The 19,000-nt window shown below is 74.0% G+C and carries 14 protein-coding genes and 1 riboswitch; of the genes, 6 read left to right on the top strand and 8 right to left on the bottom strand.

Annotated features, from left to right (window positions below; translation table 11 throughout):
- Positions 1 to 39 precede the first annotated feature (39 nt).
- On the top strand, positions 40 to 1,275 hold the full coding sequence (locus M3148_RS09560) for a saccharopine dehydrogenase family protein (RefSeq protein WP_251304456.1): 1,236 nt from the start codon (positions 40 to 42) through the stop codon (positions 1,273 to 1,275).
- A 99-nt stretch (positions 1,276 to 1,374) separates the two neighbouring features.
- Here the strand turns inward: M3148_RS09560 and metE are convergent, their stop codons facing one another.
- Positions 1,375 to 3,768, bottom strand: a complete 2,394-nt coding sequence (gene metE / locus M3148_RS09555; protein ID WP_251304455.1) for a 5-methyltetrahydropteroyltriglutamate--homocysteine S-methyltransferase — start codon at positions 3,766 to 3,768, stop codon at positions 1,375 to 1,377.
- A complete protein-coding gene (locus M3148_RS09550; RefSeq protein ID WP_251304453.1) occupies positions 3,765 to 4,658 on the bottom strand; it encodes a methylenetetrahydrofolate reductase in 894 nt (297 codons plus the stop codon). Before M3148_RS09550 ends, metE begins: the two co-directional genes overlap by 4 nt.
- 31 nt (positions 4,659 to 4,689) lie before the next feature.
- A riboswitch (SAM riboswitch) is annotated at positions 4,690 to 4,783 on the bottom strand.
- Between the two features lie 350 nt (positions 4,784 to 5,133).
- Between M3148_RS09550 and M3148_RS09545 the strand changes: the two genes are divergently transcribed.
- On the top strand, positions 5,134 to 5,703 hold the full coding sequence (locus M3148_RS09545) for a DUF4287 domain-containing protein (RefSeq protein WP_251304451.1): 570 nt from the start codon (positions 5,134 to 5,136) through the stop codon (positions 5,701 to 5,703).
- Here the strand turns inward: M3148_RS09545 and M3148_RS09540 are convergent.
- On the bottom strand, positions 5,700 to 5,969 hold the full coding sequence (locus M3148_RS09540) for a hypothetical protein (RefSeq protein WP_251304450.1): 270 nt from the start codon (positions 5,967 to 5,969) through the stop codon (positions 5,700 to 5,702). The two genes, M3148_RS09545 and M3148_RS09540, sit on opposite strands and share 4 nt — an antisense overlap.
- A 152-nt stretch (positions 5,970 to 6,121) precedes the next feature.
- Here M3148_RS09540 and M3148_RS09535 point away from each other — a divergent pair, with 152 nt between their 5' ends.
- Positions 6,122 to 6,577 carry a hypothetical protein gene (locus M3148_RS09535; protein ID WP_251304449.1) on the top strand — a complete coding sequence of 152 codons (456 nt, stop codon included), beginning with the start codon at positions 6,122 to 6,124 and terminating at the stop codon, positions 6,575 to 6,577.
- Between the two features lie 18 nt (positions 6,578 to 6,595).
- Here M3148_RS09535 and M3148_RS09530 read toward each other — a convergent pair whose 3' ends face one another.
- Positions 6,596 to 7,591 carry an endonuclease/exonuclease/phosphatase family protein gene (locus M3148_RS09530; RefSeq protein WP_251304448.1) on the bottom strand — a complete coding sequence of 332 codons (996 nt, stop codon included), beginning with the start codon at positions 7,589 to 7,591 and terminating at the stop codon, positions 6,596 to 6,598.
- 150 nt (positions 7,592 to 7,741) lie between these two features.
- Between M3148_RS09530 and hrpA the strand changes: the two genes are divergently transcribed.
- Positions 7,742 to 11,992, top strand: coding sequence for an ATP-dependent RNA helicase HrpA (hrpA, locus tag M3148_RS09525; protein WP_251304447.1), 4,251 nt, complete (start codon positions 7,742 to 7,744; stop codon positions 11,990 to 11,992).
- Positions 11,993 to 12,305: 313 nt separating this feature from the next.
- Positions 12,306 to 14,204, top strand: a complete 1,899-nt coding sequence (locus M3148_RS09520) for a SpoIID/LytB domain-containing protein (protein WP_251304446.1) — start codon at positions 12,306 to 12,308, stop codon at positions 14,202 to 14,204.
- 99 nt (positions 14,205 to 14,303) lie between these two features.
- On the opposite strand, the gene M3148_RS09515 is transcribed toward M3148_RS09520, so the two are convergent.
- Positions 14,304 to 15,434 carry an NAD(P)-binding domain-containing protein gene (locus M3148_RS09515; RefSeq protein WP_251304445.1) on the bottom strand — a complete coding sequence of 377 codons (1,131 nt, stop codon included), beginning with the start codon at positions 15,432 to 15,434 and terminating at the stop codon, positions 14,304 to 14,306.
- A gap of 72 nt (positions 15,435 to 15,506) precedes the next feature.
- On the opposite strand from M3148_RS09515, the gene M3148_RS09510 reads away from it, so the two are divergent.
- Positions 15,507 to 16,106: a GNAT family N-acetyltransferase gene (locus M3148_RS09510; protein WP_251304444.1), complete on the top strand. Its 600-nt coding sequence runs from the start codon at positions 15,507 to 15,509 to the stop codon at positions 16,104 to 16,106.
- Positions 16,107 to 16,110: 4 nt separating this feature from the next.
- Here M3148_RS09510 and M3148_RS18305 read toward each other — a convergent pair whose 3' ends face one another.
- The 3 genes from M3148_RS18305 to M3148_RS09495 form a co-directional block, all read right to left on the bottom strand.
- Positions 16,111 to 17,100 carry a Gfo/Idh/MocA family protein gene (locus M3148_RS18305; protein ID WP_251304443.1) on the bottom strand — a complete coding sequence of 330 codons (990 nt, stop codon included), beginning with the start codon at positions 17,098 to 17,100 and terminating at the stop codon, positions 16,111 to 16,113.
- 48 nt (positions 17,101 to 17,148) lie between these two features.
- Entirely contained in the window at positions 17,149 to 17,985 is an 837-nt protein-coding gene (locus M3148_RS09500; RefSeq protein WP_251304442.1) for an endo alpha-1,4 polygalactosaminidase, read from the bottom strand.
- Positions 17,986 to 18,092: 107 nt separating this feature from the next.
- Positions 18,093 to 18,968, bottom strand: a complete 876-nt coding sequence (locus tag M3148_RS09495; RefSeq protein WP_251304441.1) for a MurR/RpiR family transcriptional regulator — start codon at positions 18,966 to 18,968, stop codon at positions 18,093 to 18,095.
- Positions 18,969 to 19,000 lie beyond the last annotated feature (32 nt).

The raw sequence follows: 19,000 nt of genomic DNA, 5'->3' as shown, positions 1-19,000 counted from the left end.
ACCAATTGCGAAGCGGTGGGTGGCACCTAGCCTCGAGTGATGACTGCGCCTTCGGTTGACCGGGCGCTGGACGTCGTCGTCTACGGCGCCAGCGGATTCGTCGGACGGCTCGTCGCCGAGTACCTCGCGGAGCACGCGCCGGGCACCCGGGTGGGGCTCGCGGGCCGCTCCCGTGAGCGTCTCGAGCAGGTGCGCGACGGGCTGGGCCCCGCCGCGGCGGGGTGGCCGGTGGTCGTCGCCGACGCCGAGGACGACGCCGCCCTTGCCGATCTCGCGGCCACCACGCGCGTCGTCGTCACGACGGTCGGCCCCTACAGCCGCCACGGCATGCCGCTCGCACGCGCCTGCGCGGAGGCCGGCACCCACTACGCCGACCTCGCCGGTGAGGTCCTCTTCATCCGCGAGACCTCCCAGCGGCTGCACGACACCGCGCGGCGCACCGGTGCCCGGATCGTCCATTCGTGCGGCTTCGACTCCGTCCCCTCCGACCTCGGCGCCTTCCTCACCGCCGAGCGGGCGCGGGCCGACGGCGCGGGCGAGCTGCTCGCCACCACGCTCGCCGTCCGCTCGGCCTCGGGCGGGGTCAGCGGCGGCACGATCGACTCCATGCGCATCCAGGTGGACGCCGGCCGGGACCCCGGCAACCGCCGGATCCTCGCCGACCCGTACGCGCTCGTCCCGGACCGTGCCGACGCCCCCGAGGTCGACCAGCACACGCCGTCGCAGCCCTTCCGTGACGCCCAGACCGGCACCTGGGTGACGACCTTCCCCATGGCTGCCTTCAACAGCCGCATCGTCCACCGCAGCAACGCGCTCAGCGGCTGGAGCTACGGCCGCGAGTTCCGCTACCGGGAGGTCGTCGACCTCGGTCCCGGCTCCCGTGGACGACGGCGGGCCCAGGCCCTGTCCCTCGCCACCGGTGCCGCCGCCGGCGTCATGGCCTTCCCGCCCACCCGCTGGGTCGCCGACCGCGTGCTCCCCTCCCCCGGCGACGGCCCGGACGAGGAGACCCGCCGCAACGGCCACTTCCGCATGGAGGTGCTCGCCCGCACGACGACGGGGGCCAGGTACCGCACCGTCGTCGCCGCCCAGGGGGACCCGGGCTACGCGGCGACGTCGGTGATGATCGGGGAGTCCGCGCTCGCCCTCGCCCACGACGGGCCCCGGCTGCCCGGCGGCGGTGGCGTCCTCACCCCGGCGACGGCGCTCGGCACCGTCCTGGCGGACCGCCTGGTCGCCGCAGCCTTCGAGATCACGACGGAGCGCCTCGACTGACCCCCTCTCACACCCCCTCCTGTGCATATGCGGAAATCCTGCTGCCAGAAGTGAGGTCGAGCTGCAGAACTCCCGCATATGCGCAGGTTTTTCGAGCGCTTAGGGCAGGCTTGCGCGGACTCTCCGAGCCGCTGCCACGAGGTGGCGCAGGCTCGGCTCGACCTCGTCGTAGCCACGGGTCTTGAGACCGCAGTCGGGGTTGACCCACAGCAGCTGGGACGGCACGGACTCCGCCGCGAGCGCCACGAGCTCAGCGAGCTCCTCCTCGCTCGGCACCCGCGGGGAGTGGATGTCGTAGACCCCCGGCCCCACACCCCGAGCGAAACCGGCGGCCTGCAGCTCGGGCAGCACCTCCATGCGAGAGCGCGCGGCCTCGATGCTCGTGACGTCCGCGTCGAGCGCGTCGATCGCACCGATGACCTCGCCGAACTCCGAGTAGCACAGGTGCGTGTGGACCTGCGTGGCGGGCGCGGCGACCGCCGTCGCCAGGCGGAACGCACCCACCGACCACTCCAGGTACGCCGCGTGGTGCTCCGCGCGCAGCGGCAGCAGCTCGCGCAGCGCGGGCTCGTCGACCTGGATGATGCCGATGCCCGCGGCCTCGAGGTCGGCGACCTCGTCGCGCAGCGCGAGCGCCACCTGCGCCGCGGTGTCCGCCAGCGGCTGGTCGTCACGCACGAAGGACCACGCGAGGATCGTCACCGGTCCGGTGAGCATGCCCTTGACGGGCTTGTCGGTGAGCGAGGCGGCGTGCCGGGACCACTCGACGGTGATCGGCGCGGGCCGCGCCACGTCGCCCCAGAGGATCGAGGGCCGCGTGCAGCGGGTCCCGTAGGACTGCACCCAACCGTTCTCGGTGACCGCGAAGCCCTCGAGGTTCTCGGCGAAGTACTGGACCATGTCGTTGCGCTCGGGCTCCCCGTGGACGAGGACGTCCAGTCCCAGCTCCTCCTGCAGCCGCACCACACGCTCGATCTCCTCGCGCATCGCGGCCGTGTACTCCTCCGCGCCCAGCTCGCCGCGCCCGTAAGCGGCCCGTGCGCGGCGGATCTCGACCGTCTGGGGGAAGGAGCCGATCGTCGTCGTCGGCAGGGGCGGGAGGTCGAGGACCGCGGCCTGCGCGGCCGCGCGCTCGGCGAAGGGAACGCGGCGCCGGTCCGCGTCGGTGAGCGCGGCGACGCGGTCGCGGACCTCGGCGCGGCGCACGCCGGGGTGCTCGAGGCGACTGCGCCGGCGGTCCGCGGCGGCCGCGAAGGCCCCCTTGGCGGCGTCCCCGCCCTGGGTGAGTGCGGTTGCGAGCGCGAGGACCTCCTCGACCTTCTGGTCGGCGAAGGCGAGCCAGCCGCTCAGCTGCGGGTCGAGCCGCGTCTCCGCGCCGACGTCGTAGGGCACGTGCTGCAGGGACGTCGAGGTGGCCACGCACAGGCCGCCGTCACGCGCGGCGCCGGCGTGGAGCCCCGCCTCGAGCTCCTGCAGGCGCTCGAGCGCGGCGTCCAGGTCGGTACGCCACACGTTGCGTCCGTCGACCGCGCCCGCCACGACGACGGCGTCCCCCAGCTGCGACAGCACCTCACCGGACGGCACTCCGCCGCGGACGAGGTCGATGCCCACGGCCTCGACACCGGTCCTGGCCAGGACCGGGAGCGCGTCCTCCGCGGGCCCGTAGGCCACCGGCACGAAGAGGGCGGGCCGCTCTGGCCGCGTCGTCTCGGTCGCCAGCACGGTGTAGGCGCGCTCGACGGCGGCCAGCACCCGCTCGCGGGGCACCCCCCAGTCCACCGCGAGGGCAGGCTCCTCGAGCTGCAGCCACGGCGCCCCGACGCCACCCAGTGCGCGGAGCAGGTCGACGTAGGCGGGCAGCACGTCCTCGAGGCGGTCGAGGGGCGTGAAGCCCTCCGGTGGCGCGGCCGCGGGTGCGGCGCCGTCGCCCGGGTCCTCAGCGGCCACGGCCTTGCTCAGCAGGAGGAAGGTCACCGGCCCGACGACGACGGGACGGGTGGTCACCCCCTCGGCCGCCGCCTCGAGGAAGAGCCGCTCGACGCGGTCGTCGGACAGCCGGAACCGGGTCTGCGGGCTGATCTCGGGGACGAGGTAGTGGTAGTTCGTGTCGAACCACTTCGTCATCTCCAGTGGCGGCCGCTCCCCCTCACCCCGGGCCACGGTGAAGTAGCCGGGCAGGTTCAGAGCGCCGTCGTCGTCCAGGAGGTGCGCGAACCGGGGCGGGACCGCACCGAGCGTGACGGCGGTGTCGAGCACCTGGTCGTAGAAGGTGAAGTCGCCCGGGATGGAGGCGTCGTCCGGGGCGAGGCCGAGGTCGACGAGCCGGGCGCGCTGGCGGCGGCGCAGCTCGGCGGCGGCGATCTGGAGGTCGTCGAGCTCGCTGCGGCCGGCCCAGAAGGACTCCACCGCCCGCTTGAGCTCGCGCCGTGGCCCGATCCGCGGGTAGCCGAGGATGGTGGCGGCGGGCAGCTGGGGCGCGGTGGGGTCGGTCATGAGATCGTCCTCGGGCTCGTGGTGGACAGCGGGCGGCGGAGGCGCTCGACGACGTCGAGAGCCGGCCGGTACTGGTTGAACGTGAACAGGTGCAGGCCGGGAGCGCCGGCGGAGACGACGTCCTCCACCAGCGCGAGGGTCGCGTCGATGCCGATGCGGTGGCGCTCCTCGTCGTCGGCGGCCGAGGTGAGGCGGTCGAGCAGCGCCTCCGGGACCGGGACGCCGGTGAGCTCGGCCAACCGGCGCAGCCGGCGGGGGTCGGTCATCGGGATGATGCCGGCGACGAGCGGGAGCACCACCCCGGCGGCGCGGGCCTCCTCGACCAGCTCCACGTAGGCGGTGACGTCGTAGAACACCTGGGTGATGGCGAAGTCCGCGCCGGCCGCCTGCTTGTCACGCAGGGCGACGACGTCCTGCGTGCGGGTGTGGCTCGCGCCGGCGGGGTAGGCGGCGACGGCGACGCTCAGCACTCCGGTGGTGCCGAAGCGCGCCAGCTCCGCCGCCCGGATGAGCGCGACGAGCTCAGCGGTGGTGTTGACGCCCTCGGGCTGCGGCACCCACGTCGGCTGGCCGTCCGGTGGGTCGCCGCGCAGCGCGAGGAAGTCGCGGACGCCGTCGTCGAGGAGCTCGTCGACGAACTGCGTGAGCTCGGCGCGGGTGGAACCGACGCAGGTGAGGTGGGCGATCGGGGCGACACTCGTCTCGGCGAGGATGCGGCGCACGAGGGCGCGTGAGGAGTCACGGGTGGAGCCGGAGGCGCCGTAGGTGACAGAGAAGAAGTCCGGGGCCGCGGCGGCCAGGCGCTCGACCGTCTCCCACGCCGCCGCCTCGCTGGCGGGCGTGCGTGGTGGGTACAGCTCGAATGAGACCGTCGGTCGTCCACGCGGCACGGTCACGAGGCTAGCGGTGCTCAAGAGGTCTCTCCCATCGGGCCTGGCGGAAGCACCCGCACCCGTGGGACGGGGGGTTGCTGCGGCGTCGTCGAGCCAGGACTCTCGGCCGCTCTGGATGGTGGGGCGATCGTCGCGGGCAGGTCATGGCGTGGGCAACGCTCATCCGGGATGCGAGACCGAAGGCCCTCGTCGGGCCGCGTCGATGAGACGGCTCGCCGGATCCTCACGGTGACCTCACCTGCCGCCACTGGACTGTGGTCGCGGTCCACCGGGACCACCCGGCCTGGTCGACGTCTACCGTGGCGGCTCGGTCGGCGGGGGCGTCGAGGAGCTGGACGACGGCGCCGCGCACGTCGCCGGGACGGTCGGCGGTAACGTCAAGGCGCCCGGCCGCGGCCACCCTCCCCGCACGCGGGTGAGGGTGCGTCGCCCTGTCCCGCCCCGGCCGGTCGCTGCGCGCTAGCGTGGGCCCATGGCCACCAGACGGCACGACGAGGTCATCGGCGCGGACAAGGTGGCCCGTGCCACCGGCCGGCCCCGCGAGGAGTGGTTCGCAGTGCTCGACGCCGCCGGGGCGGACGGGTGGGCGCACAAGCAGATCGCCGAGTGGCTCGTCGCCGAGCACGGCGTCGACGGCTGGTGGGCGCAGAGCCTCACCGTGGGCTACGAGCAGGCGCGTGGGATGCGGCAGCCGGGGCAGCGCCCGGACGGCACCTTCGACGCCAACGCCTCGCGGACGGTGGGCCTGCCCGCCGAGGAGGTCTTCGCCCACGTCGTCGACGACGCGCTGCGCGCGACGTGGCTGCCGGGGTGGCGGCTGGCCAGCGCGAGCCCGCCCAGGCGTGCCCGGCTCACGGACGACGACGGCGAGGCGCGCATCGTCGTCGAGCTCACCGCCGGCGCCGGCAAGGTGCGGGTCGCGGTCCAGCACGGCCGGCTCCCGGACGCGGACAGCGTGGCCGAGTGGAAGGACTTCTGGAGAGCCGCGCTCGGCCGGCTCGCCACCCGCGCGACCGACGATGGGGACCGAGCGCCGCGCTAGCGTGGCGGGATGGGCAGACGCACCACCGTCCGCGCCGCCGCCCTCGTCCTGCTCGGAGGGCTGGCCACGAGCTGCGCCGGGGCCGGACCGAGCGACGCCGAGATCGAGGAGTGGCTCGAGAGCCGACCCACCACCGTGGAGGGCAGCGTGGTGGGTGCGATGTCCTCCGACATCCGGCCGCAGGGTGCGGCCGACGAACCGGCGGCCACGCTGCAGAGCGTGTCCGGGTCGAGGTCTTCGGGGAGGACGTCGTGGGCGCCGTCCACGTCGCGGTCCTCGGCGGGACCCAGCCGCGGCGCTGACCCGCCCGCGCTGACCTACCCGCACGTCCTCCCACCCCCCTCCTCCCCGCACCTCCGGGAGAGGCGAACAGGGGAGCCCACGACGGCGAAGCGCCGCTTCCCACTAGCGTGTTGCCATGGGAAGAGCGACGGCGGGTGCCGCGGGCGTCGTGCTGCTCGGCGCGCTCGTCACGGGCTGCTCGGGCGACGACGTCGACCCCTCGGAGGTCAGCGCGTGGATGAACGCCGAGGAGCGCGCCGTCGAGAGCGGACTGGGCCAGATGTCGAGCCGCGTCGGTCCTGGCGACGGACCCGCCCAGCCGGGGAACGGCATCACCGTGGACTTCGAGGCACCCCTGCAGGTGGCGGGCGTCCGCCTCTCCTGCTTCGGCGAGGACACGCTGACCTTCCTTGTCGAGGTCACCCGAGACACCGGCGGACTCAGCCAGACCACCGGTGTCGAGCACGACGTGGCCTGCGGCGAGGGCGCCCAGCTAGCGGAGGTCCCTGAACCGAAGGTCACCGCGGTCCGCGTCGATGCCTACGGCGCCGAGCACGACGGTGCCTGGCACGCCGTCATCCTCGGCCAGTAGGTCGGCTGGCGGCGGGGGCTACTTCGGGGAGATCTGGGCGACGACGGCCCGGTGGTCGCTCTCGCCCACCTCGAGAACGGCGGCGGCGTCCACCGTGTAGACGTCACCGTCCACCAGGACGTGGTCGATGTGGGCGCCCACGAGCCGCGGCAGGTGCGCGGGCCAGGTCGCCACGCCGCCGACGCCGCCCTCGGTGGACGCGTCGACGCAGGAGCCGATGTCCCGCATGGGGGCGTGGTCGAGGGTCGCGTTGAAGTCCCCGGCGACGATGACACCCGGCTCGCTGCGGCAGGGCTCGGTGACCGCCTCGAGGTCGGTGCGCCACCGCTCCATCGCGGGTCCGGGCGCGTGCGGGCTCATCGGGTGGACGCCCACGAGGACCGGTCCCGAGCCGTCGGCCGGCTCCGCACGGACCGCGCCGTGCGCCGTCGTCGGGGCCGCTGCGGGCGTGTACTCGCCCAGCTCCTCGCTCACGAGCAGCGCCGTCGAGCTCGAGTCCCACGCCCCGGTGCGCTCGACGAAGAGCTGGAAGGCGGTGCCGCTGCGCTCGGTCAGCCCGTCGGCGATCGCCCGTGCGCTGTCGGCGGAGGTCTCCGGGAGGACGAGGACGTCGGCGCCTGCGTCGTCGGCGGCGTCGGCCACCTGCTCGGGGCTCGAGCCGCCACCCAGGGTGTTGAGGCTGAGGACCGTGACAGCGCCATCCCGTGCCGCGGGCAGCGCCTCGTCGCCGAGGCCCCGGTGCCAGAGCACCGCGGCGTGCCCCGCGCCCACGGCGAGCAGGGCCACCGCCAGCACCGTCCGGCGCGGCCACCGGCGCCCGAGCAGCGCCGCGACGAGGACGCCGAGCAGCAGCACCCCGCCGAGCACGACGAAGCCCACCACGAGGTAGGGGCGCATGGCGATCGCCTGCGTCACCGGGACGAACGTCGAGAGCCCGAGCCGCGCGGGGTCCAGCGTGAGCACGGCCACCGCAGCCAGGGCGAGGGTGAGCACCCAGCCGAGAAGCTTCAACACCCCGCCATTGTCTCCCGCCAGCCGGCCGTCCCGTTGAACCACCCGCGTCCTCACACACTGGCCACAACCCCTCCCCACCTGGCGCCCACGCCGTTCACCCGGAGGAAACGAGGTGCCCTCCGCGCTGAGGATCGGCGAGAATGGTCGACCGTGACCACGGAGCGGGGCGCCGCGCAGCACGCCGACGGCAAAAGGCCGTCCCGGCGAGCCGACGACGGCGGACGCGGGGCGCGCCGTCGTCGCCCCGGAGGCCGCCGCCCGGCCGAGCACCGCGGCTACTCCCCCGAGCAGCTCGAGGCCCGTCGCGCCGCCGTCCCGACGATCACCTACCCCGAGCAGCTGCCCGTCTCCGCGCGCCGCGAGGAGATCGCCGCCGCGATCCGCGACCACCAGGTCGTCATCGTCTCCGGGGAGACCGGCTCGGGGAAGACGACGCAGCTGCCGAAGATCTGCCTCGAGCTCGGCCGTGGGGTCACCGGCACCATCGGCCACACCCAGCCGCGCCGCATCGCCGCACGCACGGTCGCCGAGCGCATCGCCGAGGAGCTCGACGTCCAGCTCGGCGGCGCCGTCGGCTACCAGGTGCGCTTCACCGACGAGGTCGGTCCCACGACCCTCGTCAAGCTCATGACCGACGGCATCCTCCTCGCGGAGATCCAGCGCGACCCGATGCTGCGGCGTTACGACACGATCATCGTCGACGAGGCCCACGAACGGTCCCTCAACATCGACTTCATCCTCGGCTACCTCGCCCGGCTGCTGCCCCGCCGCCCGGACCTCAAGGTCGTCATCACCTCCGCGACCATCGACTCCGCCCGGTTCGCCGCCCACTTCGGCCGCGACGGCGACGACGGCGAGCGCGTCCCGGCACCCGTCGTCGAGGTGTCCGGACGCACCTACCCCGTCGAGATTCGCTACCACCCGCTCGTCCCCGACACCGACGACGACGGCGAGGACGACGACGCGCCCGCCATCCGCGAGGAGGAGCTCGACCAGCCGACGGCGATCTGCCGGGCCGTCGACGAGCTGCTCGCCGAGGGACCGGGCGACATCCTCGTCTTCCTCTCCGGCGAGCGGGAGATCCGGGACACCGACGTCGCGCTCGCCGAGCACCTCGGGCCGCGGTACGCGGGCCGGGCGAGCGCCGGCCAGCCCGGCGTCGTCGAGGTCGTCCCGCTCTACGCGCGCCTGTCCGCCGCCGAGCAGCACCGTGTCTTCGAGCCGCACCGCCACCAGCGCGTGGTGCTCGCGACGAACGTTGCCGAGACCTCGCTGACGGTGCCCGGGATCCGCTACGTCATCGACCCCGGGACGGCGCGAATCTCCCGCTACTCCAACCGCACCAAGGTGCAGCGGCTCCCGATCGAGGCGATCTCCCAGGCGAGCGCGAACCAGCGATCCGGACGCTGCGGCCGCGTGGCCGACGGCATCGCGATCCGGCTCTACTCACGCACGGACTACGAGTCGCGGCCGGAGTTCACCGAGCCGGAGATCCTGCGCACCTCCCTGGCCTCCGTCATCCTCCAGATGGCGGCGCTCGGCCTCGGTGACGTCGAGGACTTCCCCTTCGTCGACCAGCCCGACACCAGGGCCGTGCGCGACGGCGTCCAGCTCCTCGTCGAGATCGGCGCCCTCGAAGCCGCCGACGAGGACGCCCGTCCCGGCGGCGCCGGACGCCACCGGCTCACGCCCGTGGGCCGGCAGCTCGCCCGCCTGCCCATCGACCCGCGGCTGGGCCGCATGCTGCTCGCCGCCCAGGAGAACGGCTGCGCGGCCGAGGTCATGGTCATCGTCGCGGCGCTGTCGGTCCAAGACGTGCGCGAGCGGCCGGCCGAGCACCAGCAGGCCGCGGACGCCAAGCACCGCCGCTTCACCGACCCCACCTCCGACTTCCTCGCCTACCTCAACCTGTGGCGCTACCTGCGCACCCAGCAGCGCGACCTGTCCGGCTCGGCCTTCCGGCGGCTGTGCCGGTCGGAGTTCCTCAACTACCTGCGGGTGCGGGAGTGGCAGGACGTCGTCAGCCAGCTGCGCCAGCTGGCCAAGCCGCTCGGCCTGACCATGCGTCCGCTCGCGCTGCCCCCCGCGGACGAGGTGGGCGAGGACCCCGCGGCGGCCGCCGTCGCCGTCGGGCAGTCCTCCGACGCCGCGAGCGCCGACGCGATCCACCAGTCCCTCCTCGTCGGTCTGCTGTCCAACCTGGGCAGCTACGACGAGCGGCGCCGCGAGTATGCCGGGGCGCGCGGGACGCGCTTCGTCGTGTGGCCCGGGTCCGGCCTGGCGAAGAAGGCCTACGACTGGGTGATGGCCGCCGAGCTCGTCGAGACGTCGCGGCTCTTCGCGCGCACCGCCGCGCGGATCCAGCCCTCGTGGGTGGAGCCGGCCGCCGCCCACCTGACGAAGAAGGTCCACTCCGAGCCGTACTGGTCCACCCGGCAGGGCGCCGCGATGGTCCACGAGAAGGTCCTCCTCTACGGGATGACGCTCGTCGCCGACCGCACCGTGCCGCTCGCCAGCATCGGCACCGCCTCCGCCCGCGCCCTGGCCCGGGAGCTGTTCGTCCGGCACGCGCTCGTCCAGGGTGAGTGGCGCACCCACCACACGTTCTGGGCGCGCAACCGCGACCTCCTCGCCGAGGCCGAGGAGCTGGAGAACCGCACCCGGCGCCGGGACCTCGTCATCGACGAGAACGGCATCTACGACTTCTACGACGAGCGCCTGCCCGAGTCCGTCGTCAGTGCCCGGCACTTCGACTCGTGGTGGAAGAAGCACCGCCACGAGGAGCCGGAGCTGCTCGACCTCACCCGCGAGCTGCTCTTCGGCGGGGAGCCGGACGTCTCCTCGGGCGACTTCCCCGACACGTGGAAGCAGGGGGACCTCACCCTGCCCCTCACCTACCAGTTCGAGCCGGGGACAGCGGCCGACGGCGTCACCGTCCACGTCCCCGTCAGCGTGCTCGGACGGCTGCGTCCCGACGGCTTCGACTGGCTCGTGCCCGGCCTGCTGCCCGACCTCGCCGTCGCGACGATCCGCTCGCTGCCCAAGAAGGTGCGCGTCCAGCTCGTCCCGGCCCCCGACGTCGCCCGCGAGGTGCTCGCGCTGCTGCCGCCGTGGTCGGATGTCGCGCCCGCCCCCTTCGGGGCGCCCTCCTTCCGGGAGGCCTTCACCGCCGCCGTCGCCATGGCGCGGGACGTGACGATCCCGGACGACGCGTGGGACGAGGAGAAGCTGCCCTCCCACCTGCGGCTGACCTTCCGCGTCGTCGACGACAAGGGCAAGGTGCTCGGCGAGAGCACCTCGTTGCCGATGCTCCAGCGGCGCCTCGCCGCCCAGACCCAGGCCGCGGTGCGCAGCGCCGTCAAGGGTGCCGTCGCGCTGGCGATGGAGGAGGCGCGCGAGCAGTCCGACGGGGGGAGGACGACGACGGCGCAGGCCGCGCCGTCGGGCACCGCACCCGCCGCGGGGGCACGTCCGTCCGCGCCGGCGCTGGCGGAGGAGCACGGGCTCACCGGGTGGCCGGCGGCCGGGACGATCCCGGCGCAGGTGGAGTCGACGGGGCCGCAGGGCCTGCTCGTGCGGGGGTACCCGGCGCTCGTGGAGGTGGCCGCCGAGCGCGGGAAACCACCGCGGGTGGACCTCCTCGTCCTCGCCGACTCGCGCGAGCAGGGGCGCGCGCACCGGCGCGGCGTGCGGCGGCTGCTCCTCCAGGAGACGGCGCTGGCGAGCGGGCGCGTGACATCACGGTGGACCGGCCGCGAGGCGCTCACGCTCGCCGCCAGCCCCTACCGGGACACGGAGTCACTCGTGGCCGACGTCCAGCTCGCCGCCGTCACGGCGCTGGCCGACGAGTGGGTCGCGGCGAACGGTGGGCGTGAGCCGATGGACGCCGAGCGCTACGGACAGCTGCGCGACGCCGTCCGGACCGGCCTCGAGGAGCGGGTGTACCGGGTGGTGGGCCACGTGGTGGCGGCGCTCGAGGCGCAGCGGGAGCTCGAGGCGGCGGTCAAGGACGCGACCTCGATGTTCCTGCTCAACACCCTCACCGACGTGCGCGACCAGGCCGGCCGGATCATCTACCCGGGCTTCGTCTCACGCACCCCGCCCGACCGCCTCGTCCACCTCCCCCGCTACCTGCGGGCCGCGCGCCGGCGGGTGGAGCGGGCCAAGGACAACGTCCACCAGGACGCCAACCTCGCCTGGCGCGTGGGTGAGCTGGAGGAGGAGTACGAGGCGGCCGCCTCCGCCGCCCGCCACGCGACCGCCGACCCGGCACGCACCGAGACGCTGGAGGAGGTGCGCTGGCTGATCGAGGAGCTGCGTGTCAGCCTCTTCGCCCAGCAGCTGGGCACCCCGGTCAAGGTCAGCGAGAAACGCATCCGCAAGCTCCTCGCCACCGCCTGACCCGACGTCCTCCCCACCTCCGCCGTCCCCCCGGCCCGCCACCCCCAGCCCGCCGCACCCACCCGGGGCGCGGTTCCACCGTCGGCCCCGCGGCGGTGCTCGGGATGCGCGCCGCCCGCCACACGGCGAGGGTCGGCGCCCGCCAGGCCGCGACGGCGGGACGCTGGTTCACTCGCCGTCGCCTGACCGGGTGGTCCCCTGGGGCACCTGCCCTGCCCTCGGGGGCCGACCTTCACCGAGGGGCAGACGGGCGCAGGTACGGGCGGTTACCCTCGCTCGAAGACTCCCGATCCTGAACCCTGCCGAGGCTGCCATGCGTTCCGTCCGTCACCTGCTCGCCTCCGCCCTCGCGGCGGCGCTCATGCTCGGGATGGTGGTCGCCCTGCCGACCGCCGCCTTCGCGGCCGAGAGCCACCCGCGGCCCGCATCCGGCTACTGGGAGGTCGAGGGCCGTGGTTGGGGCCACGGCATCGGGATGTCCCAGTGGGGCGCCCAGGGCGCCGCCCAGCAGGGCGTGGGCTATCGCCAGATCCTCGACTTCTACTACCCCGGCACCACCGTCGGCACCGTGCCGGACAACCCGATCGACGTGCGACTCATGGCGCGCCAGGGCACGACATCGGTCGCACTGTGGGCCCCGGAGGGCGTGACGCTCTCCGTCGCCGGTGCCGGGAGCACCACCCGCACCTTCCGGGGCGGCTTCGTCACGGTGGACCGCAGGGAGGGGGACCGCTTCTGGGTCCGCCACACGACAGCAGCGGGCGCCAAGGGGCCCGAGCACGCCTTCACCGCGGCCGAGCTCACCGTCTCCACCGACCGCGGCGTCGCGGTCGGCTCGGGGTCCTCCGGGAACGGCACCTGGTACCGCGGCACCGTCCAGCTCGTCCGGAAGGACACCACCACCTTCGACGTCCGCAACCGGGTACCCCTCGAGCAGTATCTGCGCGGCGTCGTGCCCAAGGAGGTCCCGGCGAGCTGGCACACCCAGGCGCTGCGCTCGCAGGCAGTCGCCGCCCGCAGTTACGTCCTCGCCGAGATCGCCGGGAACAGAGCAGGCCTCACCTGCGACACGACCTCCTGCCAGGTGTACGGCGGGCGAGCAGTGGTCACCAGGGCCGGCGCCGTCGTCACCGCACAGGAGCACGCCCGTACCGACGCCGCGATCACGGACACGGCACGCGAGGTTCGGATGTACGGCGGCTCCGTCGCCTTCACGCAGTTCTCCTCGACCAACGGCGGCTGGACGAAGGCGAGCACCCGCCCCTACCTCGTCGCCAAGCACGACCCTTACACCGGCACCGCCGCCGGCGACACCCGCACCACGTGGACCGACCGTCTGAGCGTGAGCACCGTCGAGGCCCAGTGCCCGAGCAACGGGCGCCTGCGCAACCTCGTCATCACCAAGCGGGACGGCAACGGCGCCTTCGGCGGCCGCATCACCGAGGCCCGGGTCGAGTGCAGCACCGGCAACCGCACCCTGACCAACCTCCGCTTCGACCTCTTCAGCGAGTGGTGGCGCGTGCCGCCGCCGCCCACCGGCTTCTTCCTGTCCAACACGCTCGGAGCAGAGGCGGAGATCGTCTTCCAGTACGGCCGCAACGATGACGAGGTTCTCATCGGCGACTGGGACGGCAACGGCACCGACACCATCACGGTGCGCCGCGGCACGACCTTCCACGTGAGCAACTCCCTGCGCGCGGGCGGCGCCGACTACTCCTTCGCCTACGGGCGGCCCGGCGACGTCATCCTCATCGGCGACTGGGACGGGGACGGGGTCGACTCGATCGCGGTGCGCCGCGGTCGTGAGTACCACATCCGCAACGACAACCGCCCGGGACCGGCACAGGAGGTCATCGTCTACGGCCACGCGGACGACAACGTCCTCGTCGGGGACTGGGACGGGGACGGGCGCGACACCCTGGCCGTGCGCCGGGGCAAGGTGTACCACGTGAAGAACTCGCTGTCGGCCGGGAACGCGGACGTGACGATCGCTTACGGCCGAGCGACGGACGACGTCATCGTGGGCGACTGGAACGGCGACGCCCGCGACACCCTCGGCGTGCGCCGCGGCAGTCAGTACCACCTGAAGGACTCGATCAGCGGAGGGAACGCCGATCACGTCGTCACCTTCGGCCGGGCGACCGACACGGTGCTCGTCGGGGACTGGAACGGCGACGGCCGCGACACCCTCGGCCTGCGCCGCCTGGGCTGACCGTCCTCCCCGCCGAGGGCCGGACTTCTCCCAAGGAGTCCGGCCCTCGGCACGATCGAGGGCGTACCCCCCGTCCCGCCGAGGGCCGGATCCCGCCCGCTACTGCTGGGCGAGCAGCGCGTCGATCTCCCGGACGGCGTCCCGACCGGCGCGGTTGGCACCGATCGTGGACGAGGACGGCCCATACCCGACGAGGTGCACGCGCGGCTCGTCGGACACCCGGGTGCCGTCCATGACGATCCCGCCGCCGCGGCCACGCAGCCGCAGCGGCGCGAGGTGGTCGAGCTGGGCACGGAAGCCGGTCGCCCACAGGATGACGTCGGCGGCCTGCTCGGTGCCGTCAGCCCAGCGCACGCCGTCGGGCACGATCCGCTCGATCATGGGCCGGCGGTCCAGCGCACCGCGCCGCGCGGCCGCCCGGAGCGACGGTGTCCACAGCAGGCCGGTCACGCTCACCACGGAGCCGGGCGGCAGCCCGGCCCGCACCCGCTCCTCGACCAGGGCCACCGACTCACGGCCCTCGTCGGGTCCGAAGGAGCCCTCGCGCCACACGGGCTCACGGCGGGTGACCCACGTCGTCGAGGTGACCTGCGAGAGCTCGTCGAGGAGCTGGACAGCCGAGATCCCGCCACCGACGACGACCACGTGCCGCCCGCGGAACTCCTCGGCGCTGACGTAGTCCGCGGTGTGGAGCTGACGGCCCAGGAAGGTCTCGCGTCCCGGGTAGTACGGCCAGTACGGGCGCTGCCAGGTGCCGGTGGCGTTGACGACGGCGCCGGCCGTCCAGGTGCCGCGGTCGGTGCGCACGCGCAGCGGGCCGCGCGGGTCGTCGTCGGCCCGCTCGACCGACTCCACGCGCACCGGCCGCACGACCGGCAGCGCGAAGCGGTCCTCGTACTCGGCGAAGTACCGGGGCAGCGCGGTGTTCGACGGCTCCTGCGCGTCCGGCGGTACCTGCTCCATGCCCGGCAGGTCGTGGATGCCGTTGACGGTCGCCATCCGCAGCGAGTCCCAGCGGTGGCGCCACGCCCCGCCCGGCCCGTCCTCGCCGTCGAGAACGACGAAGCTGCGCGTACCCGTCCCCAGCGCGGACCGGTAGCCGCGTCGCTGCAGGTGGTAGGCCGCGGACAGACCCGCCTGGCCCGCGCCGATGACGACGACGTCGGCCGCGTGCGCGGTCTCGTCGCGGCCCAGGGCGCGGTGGGGCTGGTCGAGGAGGACTGGGGGCATGTCTCCGTCAACGCGCCGGGCTGCCGCTTCCTTCCGTCCGCAACCGTCGTCGCGATCCCTAGGATGCGCGGTGTGAGCTTCGCTGCGGCCCCCACCCTCGTCGGCACCCTCGTCACGCTCGAGCCGCTGCGGCTCGACCACGCGGACGAGCTGGCCACGGCCGTGCAGGACGGGCGCCTCCACGAGCTCTGGTACACCCGCGTCCCCTCCCCCGAGTCGATGCACGACGACGTCGCGGCCAGGTTGGCCCAGCACGCCGCCGGTCGCGGGGTGCCGTGGGTGCTGCGACGCAACGCCGACGGCGCCGCCCTCGGCGTCACGACCTACCTCAACCTCCGCGAGGACGACCGCCGGCTGGAGATCGGCTCGACGTGGATCGCCGCGAGCGCCCAGGGCTCCGGCGTCAACACCGAGGCGAAGCTGCTCCAGCTCACGCACGCCTTCGAGACGCTCGGCTGCATCGCCGTCGAGCTGCGCACCCACTGGCACAACCACCGCTCCCGCCGCGCGATCGCCGCGCTCGGCGCGAAGCAGGACGGCGTCCTGCGCAACCACGACGTGTGGCGCGACGGCACCGTCCGTGACGTCGTCGTCTTCTCGGTCATCGACCGGGAGTGGCCCACCGTGCGGCTCGGCCTCACGGAGCGGCTGCGCGCGCTCGGCGCACGCTGACGCCTCAGGGCAGCGCGATGCCGTTCGCGGCGCGGTAGTCGGCGAGCAGGGCGTCGACGACCCGGGCGGTGCGCAGCGCACTGCGCCCGGTGCTCGGGCACGTGCCGTGCCCGGTCAGCTCGTCCACCACCGTCTGGATGAGCGGCAGCTGCACGGTGGCCGGGTAGGGCGCTTCGATGCGGCGCTCACCGTCGGCGGTGGTGAGGAGGATCGGCTCCTGGCCGAAGGTGGAGAACTGCAGCGACCCGGCCGAGCCGAGGATGCGGACCTCGTCGCGCTCCTCCTGGGTGCCGTAGCTCCACAGGCCGCTGCCGAGTGCCCCGGACTCCAGCTGGAAGGACGCGCTGACGACGTCCTCGGCCAGCGTCGCCCGGCCGAAGCGCGTGGCGTGCCCGGTCACCGTCGCGACCGGCCCGAGGAGGTGGTCGAGGAGGTCGAGGGTGTGGGAGGCGAGGTCGACGAAGTGCCCGCCGCCACTCACCTCCGGGCGCACCCGCCAGTCCGCGCCGTCGTCGATGACGGCCGGCTTGGACGCGTGCACGGCGACGGCGTGGACGGTGCCGATGACTCCGTCGTCGAGCATCTGCTTGACGGTGACGAAGCGCGGCATGGCGCGGCGGTAGTACGCGACGAACAGGGGCAGACCCGTGCGCTCGGCCGCGGCGATCATCTCCTCGCACTCGGCGGTGGTACGGGCCATCGGCTTCTCGACGTAGACGGGCTTGCCGGCCTCGAGCACGCGGACCGCGTAGTCGCGGTGGGAGTCGGGCGGGGTGGCGACGTAGACGGCGTCGACCTCGTCGTCGTGGATGAGGGCGTCGGCGTCGGCGTACCAGCGAGGGACACCGTGACGACGGGCGTAGTCGGCGGCCTTCTCACCGTCGCGGCGCATGACGGCGACGAGCGAGGACCGCTCCGCCTGCTGGAAGCCGGGTCCGCTCTTGACCTCGGTGACGTTCCCGACGCCGATGATGCCCCACCGCACTGTGTCCACCCGCGTGATGCTAGCGGCGAAGGCGTCACCCGTGCCCTCGCGCCGGCGCTACGCCGTCGGGCACTGCTCGCGGACGTATCCCTCCTCGTGCGGCCCGACGAGGAGCCGGTCGCGCACGATGGTCAGCGGGGCGCGCTCCTCACCCGTGCACAGCTCCGTGGGCGAGGGGTCGTCGTCGCCGACGTACTCGACCTGCAAGACGTGGGGTCCGTAGACGGCCCGGTAGGCGGCGCACTCCTCGAACGCTGCGCACTCCTCGACGACGGCGAGGTCGAACCCGACGTCGTCGCGGCCGGCAGCGCCGAGCTCCGCCGCGTTCTTCTGCGCGATCGCGAGCCCATGGGCGTGCGCCCGGTCCGCGTACACCCGGGCGAGGGCGAGCGCGCCGTCACGGTCCACGCCGTCGAAGCGGAGGAAGGTGTCGAGGTTGTCGATCTCGACGGCGTCGAACCCCGCCGCCGCGCACCCGTCGATCAGCGGGGCCACGACGGCGACAATCTCCTCGCGCTGCCCGGGCGTGGACGGGTCGAGGACGGCCTCGTCGGGCCAGTCGGGATCGACGACCGGGGCACCGTCGTCCTCGCGCAGGAGCGCCTCGGGGCGGTGGCGCTCCCAGTCGGGCAACGTGCCGGGCTGCGTCTGGAAGCCGTTGACGTAGCAGACGTTGTAGGCGCCCTCGAGGGGATCGGCCGCGCCGTCGCGCACCACGACGTCGAGCTCGCCCGGCTCGCCGTATGCCGTGCCGAGCTGGTAGTCGAAGGCACCCGAGGTGGGGGGGAGGGGAGGTGAGGTCCTGTCGCGAGCGACGTCGTCGGGGGACACGCACCCGACGCACGACGCCATGACGAGCCCGGCCGCGAGGGCGACTGCCGGCACGGTGCGCATCTGTGGATGCTAGACCGGGGCGTCGCGCCTTCCGCACCGCCGGCGTCCCCTCGCCACGCTGCCCCGGGGGCCGGTACCACGTGAGCTGTCGGCGGGAGGGCGCGGGGCTACAGGTCGGCGACGGCCTTGAAGCTGGCGTCGAGGGCGGAGCGGGTGGCGGGCATGTCCCGCATCGCCACCCCGACGAACACACAGTCGACGACGACGAGCTGGGCGATCCGGCTCGCCATCGCACCCGAGCGGAAGGTCGTCTCCCGGGTGGTCGTCACGAGCGCGATGTCCGCGATCTGCGCGAGCTTGGAGCCGGGGTGGTTGGTGAGGGCGACCGTCGTCGCGCCCTGCTCGGCGGCCAGGCGCGTGGGCGCGATCGCGTCGGGGGTGCTGCCGGAGTGGGAGACGGCGATGACGACGTCGCCGGGCCCGCGCAGCGACACCGCGGTGAGGGCGGCGTGACGGTCCTGGTGGTGGACGGCGCTGAGGCCGAGGCGTGAGAGCTTCTGGCACAGGTCCATCGCGGTGACGCCACTGGCCCCGACACCGATGATGTCGATGCGGCGCGCGCCGACGAGCGCGTCGACGGCCGCCTCGAGGGCGGGGATGTCGAGCATCGCGGTCGTGTCCTCGACGGCGCGCGCGTCGGCGTAGCCGATCTTGGCGACCACCTGCTCGAGGGTGTCGTTCGCGTCGAGCGTCCCGGAGATCGGGCCGCGCGCGGTGCGCCCCTCCTCGATGCCCGCCGCCTTGGCCAGCGCCAGCCGCAGCTGAGGGTAGCCGGAGAAGCCCATCCGCTTGGCGAAGCGCACGACCGTGGGCGCGGACGTCCGGCAGCGCTCCGCGAGCGCCGTGATGGACTCCCGGGCCACGGAGGTCGGGTCGGCGACGACCGCCTCCCCCACGCGTCGCTCGGCAGGGCGCAGCTCGGGCAGCAGCGCGCCGATCCGGCTGACGAGGGCGGCGCCGTCGGGCGGGGCGGACTCAGGCATGGTGTCCATCCTCCTCGATGAAACTAACTTTG

The organism is Georgenia satyanarayanai (assembly GCF_023715365.1).
GTDB lineage: Bacteria > Actinomycetota > Actinomycetes > Actinomycetales > Actinomycetaceae > Oceanitalea > Oceanitalea satyanarayanai_B.
The sequence above is the reverse complement of the archived record's forward strand: the minus strand, read 5'-3'. Positions and strand labels throughout refer to the sequence as shown.